Annotated in this window: 5 protein-coding genes; all 5 read left to right on the top strand. The window is 69.6% G+C overall.

Annotation, left to right across the window (positions count from 1 at the left end; genetic code table 11):
* Nucleotides 1-837 (top strand): glycine--tRNA ligase subunit alpha (glyQ, locus tag ACLFMY_RS08235; RefSeq protein ID WP_410764182.1); only part of this gene is annotated, 837 nt, incomplete at its 5' end.
* Between the two features lie 46 nt (nucleotides 838-883).
* Entirely contained in the window at nucleotides 884-2962 is a 2079-nt protein-coding gene (glyS, locus tag ACLFMY_RS08230; protein WP_410764181.1) for a glycine--tRNA ligase subunit beta, read from the top strand.
* Between the two features lie 10 nt (nucleotides 2963-2972).
* Nucleotides 2973-3722 carry a lysophospholipid acyltransferase family protein gene (locus tag ACLFMY_RS08225; protein WP_410764180.1) on the top strand — a complete coding sequence of 250 codons (750 nt, stop codon included), beginning with the start codon at nucleotides 2973-2975 and terminating at the stop codon, nucleotides 3720-3722.
* A complete protein-coding gene (locus tag ACLFMY_RS08220) occupies nucleotides 3688-4614 on the top strand; it encodes a fructosamine kinase family protein (RefSeq protein WP_410764179.1) in 927 nt (308 codons plus the stop codon). The genes ACLFMY_RS08225 and ACLFMY_RS08220 overlap by 35 nt, the downstream gene beginning before the upstream one ends.
* An 11-nt stretch (nucleotides 4615-4625) precedes the next feature.
* The gene (locus ACLFMY_RS08215) at nucleotides 4626-5390 is read left to right on the top strand and encodes an SDR family NAD(P)-dependent oxidoreductase (protein WP_410764177.1); all 765 of its coding nucleotides are present in this window, start codon (nucleotides 4626-4628) and stop codon (nucleotides 5388-5390) included.
* Nucleotides 5391-5542 lie beyond the last annotated feature (152 nt).

Genomic DNA, 5542 nt, shown 5'->3' with positions numbered 1-5542 from the left:
CAGCCGCTGGACATCGAGGTCGGCGCGGGCACGTTCCACCCGGCCACCTTCCTGCGCTCGATCGGCCCGGAGCCGTGGCGCGCGGCCTACGTGCAGCCCTCGCGCCGCCCCACCGACGGGCGCTACGGCGACAACCCCAACCGGCTGCAGCACTACTACCAGTTCCAGGTGCTCCTGAAGCCGTCTCCGGACAATATCCAGGACCTGTACCTCGAGTCGCTGACCCGGCTGGGCTTCGACCCGCTGACCCACGACATCCGCTTTGTCGAGGACAACTGGGAGTCCCCGACGCTGGGCGCCTGGGGCCTGGGCTGGGAGGTCTGGCTCAACGGCATGGAGGTGACCCAGTTCACCTACTTCCAGCAGGTCGGCGGGCTCAACTGCCACCCGGTCTCCGGCGAGATCACCTACGGGCTGGAGCGCCTGGCGATGTACCTGCAGGGCGTGGAGAACGTCTACGACCTGGTCTGGTCGAGGTCGGACGCCGGGGTGATCACCTACGGCGACGTCTACCACCAGAACGAGGTGGAGCAGTCGACCTACAACTTCGAGCACGCCGACACCGAGTTCCTGTTCCGGCATTTCGACCACGCGGAAGGCGAGTGCCTGCGCCTGGTGGAGGCCGACCTGCCGCTGCCGGCCTACGAGCAGGTCCTCAAGGCCTCGCACGCCTTCAACCTGCTCGACGCCCGCCGCGCGATCTCGGTGACCGAGCGCCAGCGCTACATCCTCCGGGTACGCACCATGGCCCGCGCGGTGGCCGAGCGCTACTACGCCGCCCGCGAGGCGCTGGGCTTCCCCATGGGACGCGCCGACGGCGACACCGCGGATTCCTGACCCTCCCGCCCCACCAATGCACTGCCAATACTGATACGGACTGACCATGACTGACACGGCGGACTTTCTTTTCGAACTGGGCACCGAGGAACTCCCGCCCAAGGCCCTGATCACCCTGCGCGACGCGCTCGCCGAGGAAGTCCGGGCCGGGCTCGAGCAGGCGGATCTCGCCCACGGCGGCATCATCGCGTACGCCGCCCCGCGCCGGCTGGCCGTGCGGGTCGCCGACCTGGCGACCGGTACCGAACCGAAGCCCGTCGAGCGCCGCGGCCCGGCGGTCAAGGCCGCCTTCGACAACGAGGGCAACCCGACGAAGGCGCTGGCCGGCTTCGCCGCAAGCGTCGGCGTGGAGCCCGATCAGCTCACCACCCTGAAGACCGACAAGGGCGAATGGCTGGTCCACCGGCACACCGAGCCGGGCAAGCCGGCGACCGACCTGCTGCCGGGCATCGTCGAGCGCGCACTCGACCGCCTGCCCACGCCGAAGCGCATGCGCTGGGGTGCCTCCCGTGCCGAGTTCATCCGCCCGGTACACTGGGTGCTGGCGATCCACGGCGATGACGTGGTCGACATGACCCTGTTCGGCCACGCCGCCGGCAACTGCAGCTTCGGGCATCGCTTCCACCATCCGGACGCGCTCACGATCAAGCACCCGGCGGACTACGTCGCCACCCTGCGCGAGTCCGGTCACGTGCTGGCCGACTTCGCCGAACGCCGCGAGCGGATCGAGGCCCAGGTCACCGAGGCCGCCAGCCGTGTCGGCGGCACCGCCCGCATCGACCCCGACCTGCTCGACGAGGTCACCGCGCTGGTCGAATGGCCGGTGGCGGTGGCCGGGCAGTTCGAGGAGCGCTTCCTCGAGGTGCCGCACGAGGCGCTGATCTACACCATGCAGGACGACCAGAAGTACTTCCCCGTCCTGGACGACAAGGGTGCGCTGATGCCGTGGTTCGTCACCGTGGCCAACATCGACAGCCGCGACATGGACGCGGTGCGCCACGGCAACGAGCGGGTGATCCGGCCGCGCTTCTCGGACGCGATGTTCTTCTGGGAAGGCGATCTCAAGACCCCGCTGGAATCGCACCTGGAATCGCTCAAGCAGCTGGTCTTCCAGAAGCGCCTGGGCAGCGTATTCGACAAGGTGCTGCGCATCGAGCGGTTGGCCGATTTCATCGCCGAGCGCATCCACGCCGACCCGCAGGCCGCCCGCCGGGCCGCGCGATTGAGCAAGTGCGACCTGCAGACGCAGATGGTCGGCGAGTTCGCCGGGCTGCAGGGCACCATCGGCTATTACCTGGCCCGCCATGAAGGGATGCCGGAAGACGTCGCGGTGGCGCTCGACGACCACTACCGCCCGCGCCGCGCCGGTGACGAGCTGCCGCGCAACGCCGTCGCCCAGGCCGTGGCGCTGGCCGACCGGCTCGACACCCTGATGGGCATCTTCGCCATCGGCCAGGCGCCCACGGGCGCGAAGGACCCCTTCGCCCTGCGCCGTGCCGCGCTGGGCGTGCTGCGCATTCTCGTCGAGCAGGAGCTGGACCTGGACCTGGTCGAGCTGCTCACCGAGGCGGCCGAGGGGCTGGCCGACAAGGTGCCCGAGGCGACCGACCATGTGATGGGCGTGTTCGAGTTCATCACCGAGCGCCAGCACCGCTACAGCCTGGACCGCGGCATCCGCAGCGACGTCTTCCAGGCCGTTTCCATGACCGGCACGCGCCGGCCGCTGGACTTCGAGCAGCGCATGCGGGCGGTCAACGCCTTCATCGAGCTGCCCGAGGCCGAGGCGCTGGCCGCGGCCAACAAGCGCATCGCCAACATCCTGAAGAAGACCGAGGAGACCCTGCCGGAGTCGATCGACGAGGCACGGCTGGTCGAGTCGGCGGAACAGCGGCTGTGGGAGTCGGTCAGCGCGGTGGGCCCGCGTATCGAGGGCCTGCTCGCCGAGGGCGACTACACCGAGGCGCTCACCGCGCTGGCCGCCCTGCGCGAGCCGGTTGACGAGTTCTTCGACACGGTGATGGTGATGGCCGAGGACGACGCCCTGCGGCGCAATCGCCTGGCCCTGCTGGCGAGGATCAACGCCCTGTTCCTCGCCATCGCCGACGTCTCGCAGCTGCAGTCCTGAGGACGGGACGGTGCGGCACTGGATCCGTTCGCTGCTGTTCGCCCTGCTGGGCGTGCTCTCGCTGGTCCTGCTCGCGCCGATGATCCTGCTGTCCCTGCCCCTGCCGCTGGAGAAGCGCTACCCGTTGCTCTATAGCTACGGGCGCAGCATCCTGTGGCTGGCGCGGGTGGTCGGCGGCATCCGCCACGAGGTCCGCGGCCGGGAAAACCTGCCCGCCGACGGCGGCGCGCTGGTACTCGCCAAGCACCAGTCGACCTGGGAGACCATGTTCCTGCCCTCGGTGCTGAAAATGCCGGCCTTCGTACTCAAGCGCGAGCTGCTGCGCATCCCGCTGTTCGGCCAGGGGCTCTGGGCCATCGGGCCGATCGCGATCGACCGCGCTGCCGGGCGCAAGGCGCTGGGCCAGATCCTCAAGCAGGGCAAGGCCGCACTGGCCGCCGGACGCGACGTGGTGATCTTCCCCGAGGGCACCCGCACCCGGCCGGGGGCGGAACCCAACTACCGCATCGGCGGGGCCATGCTCGCCGCCCACGCCCATCCCACGGTCGTGCCCATGGCGGTGGACTCGGGTTGCCTGTGGCCCAAGGGCGGCTTTCCGCTGACGCCGGGGGTCATCCACGTGGAGTTCGGCCCGCCGATCGAGACGGAAGGCCGAACGGCCGCCGAGATCAACGCCATCGCGCAGGAATGGATCGAGGCACGACAGGAGGAGCTCTACGCAACCCATGGCTGCCCACACCACGTATCAAAGCATCCTTGACGATGCCGTCGAGCGGCTGCGGGCAGGTCCCGTTCCGGCCAACCCGCTGGCCGAGTCCATCGCGGCGCGCGGCCGGCTGACCCTCGCGGGCCAGCGCGGCATCGGCGGCGGCTGCATCGCCGACGCCGCCCGGCTGGAGACCGACACCGGTCCGCTGTTCCTCAAGACCCACCCCGACCGCGACGACGGCATGTTTCCCGCCGAGGCGCGGGGGCTGGAGGCCTTGAGCGAGCGCATCCGCACGCCCCAGGTGGTCGCCTCGGGCAGCGTCGACGGCACGGCCTACCTGCTGCTCGAATGGCTGGACCTCGGCCCCGTCGACGACGTCGCCCTCGGCGAGGCGATGGCCGAGCTGCACGCCGAGCCGCAGGCGAGCTTCGGCTGGCCGGAAGACAACTTCATCGGCGCGATGCCGCAGCTCGGCGGCGAGGACGACGACTGGGCGCGCTTCTATGCCGAGAAGCGGCTGGCCCCGCAGCTCGACTGGGCCGCCGAGCGAGGCCTTTCGGCGCGCACCATCGACGCCGGGCACGAGCTGATCGAGACCCTGTCCGCCTTCTTCAGCGACTACCGCCCCCACCCCGCCCTGATCCATGGTGACATGTGGGGCGCGAACCACGGCGCGCTCACCGACGGCACGCCGGTGCTGTTCGACCCGGCGACCTACCGGGCCGACCGCGAGGCGGAAATCGCCATGACCGAACTGTTCGGTGGGCTCGGTCCGGGCTTCTACCAGGCCTACGGGGCGCAGCTGCCGCTCGATCCCGGTTACCGGACACGCAAGGGGCTGTACAACCTCTACCACGTCCTCAATCACTTCAATCTCTTCGGCGGCGGCTACGGGCGCCAGGCCGACGGCATGATCCACCGCCTGCTCGCCGAACTGCACTGAACGGAGCGGCGATGAGCCGACCGAATGCACTGATCACGGGCAACAGCAGCGGGCTGGGCCTCGCGCTCAGCCAGGCCCTGCTCGAACGTGGCCACGGGATCTACGGCTGCAGCCGCCGCGGCTGCAACGAGCTCGCGCCCCACGTGGCCGACGTGCGCTGCGACCTGTCGGACATGGATGCCATCGCGCCTGCGCTGTCCACGCTGCTCGACGGGGTGGAGCGCCTGGAGCTGGTGGTGCTGAATGCCGGGATACTCGGGGACATCGAGGACATGAGCCGACTGTCGCTGTCGCGGCTGCGCGAGGTCATGGACATCAACGTCTGGTCGAACAAGGTGATCCTCGACTGGCTGCTCGCGTCGGGCATCGAGATCGACCAGATCGTGGCCATCTCCTCGGGGGCGGCCGTGCTCGGCAACCGCGGCTGGGGAGGCTACGCCCTGTCCAAGGCCGGCCTGAACATGCTCTGCCGCCTGTACGCCCACGAGTTCTCCGCCAGCCACATCACGGCAGTCGCACCGGGACTGGTGGACACCCGCATCATCGACACCCTCTGCGGCCAGGCCGATACCCGGCGGTTCCCCGCCCTCGAGCGGATACAGGCCGCACGCGGCACCGACACGCTGCTCTCCCCGGAGCGGGCCGCCCAGCGCCTGCTCGAGGCATTGCCCGCGCTCAAGGAGCACGAGTCCGGCAGTTTCGTCGACCTGCGGCAGATTCTCGCCCCCGAGGAGTACGCCGAGCTGATGGCGGCGAGGAACCGTCCGGGCCCCTGACCGACGGCCCGTTCGTCACGGCCATGACCCAGACGACAGAAAGCCCCGTCCGGCGAACCGGGACGGGGCTTTCTCGATATGGCGGAGAGAGAGGGATTCGAACCCTCGAAGGGGCTATAAACCCCTTACTCCCTTAGCAGGGGAGCGCCTTC

Origin of the sequence: Guyparkeria sp. (assembly GCF_046545975.1) — a bacterium.
Lineage (GTDB): Bacteria > Pseudomonadota > Gammaproteobacteria > Halothiobacillales > Halothiobacillaceae > Guyparkeria.
Note: the sequence above shows the minus strand (reverse complement) of the source record. Positions and strands in the feature narration are given on the sequence as shown.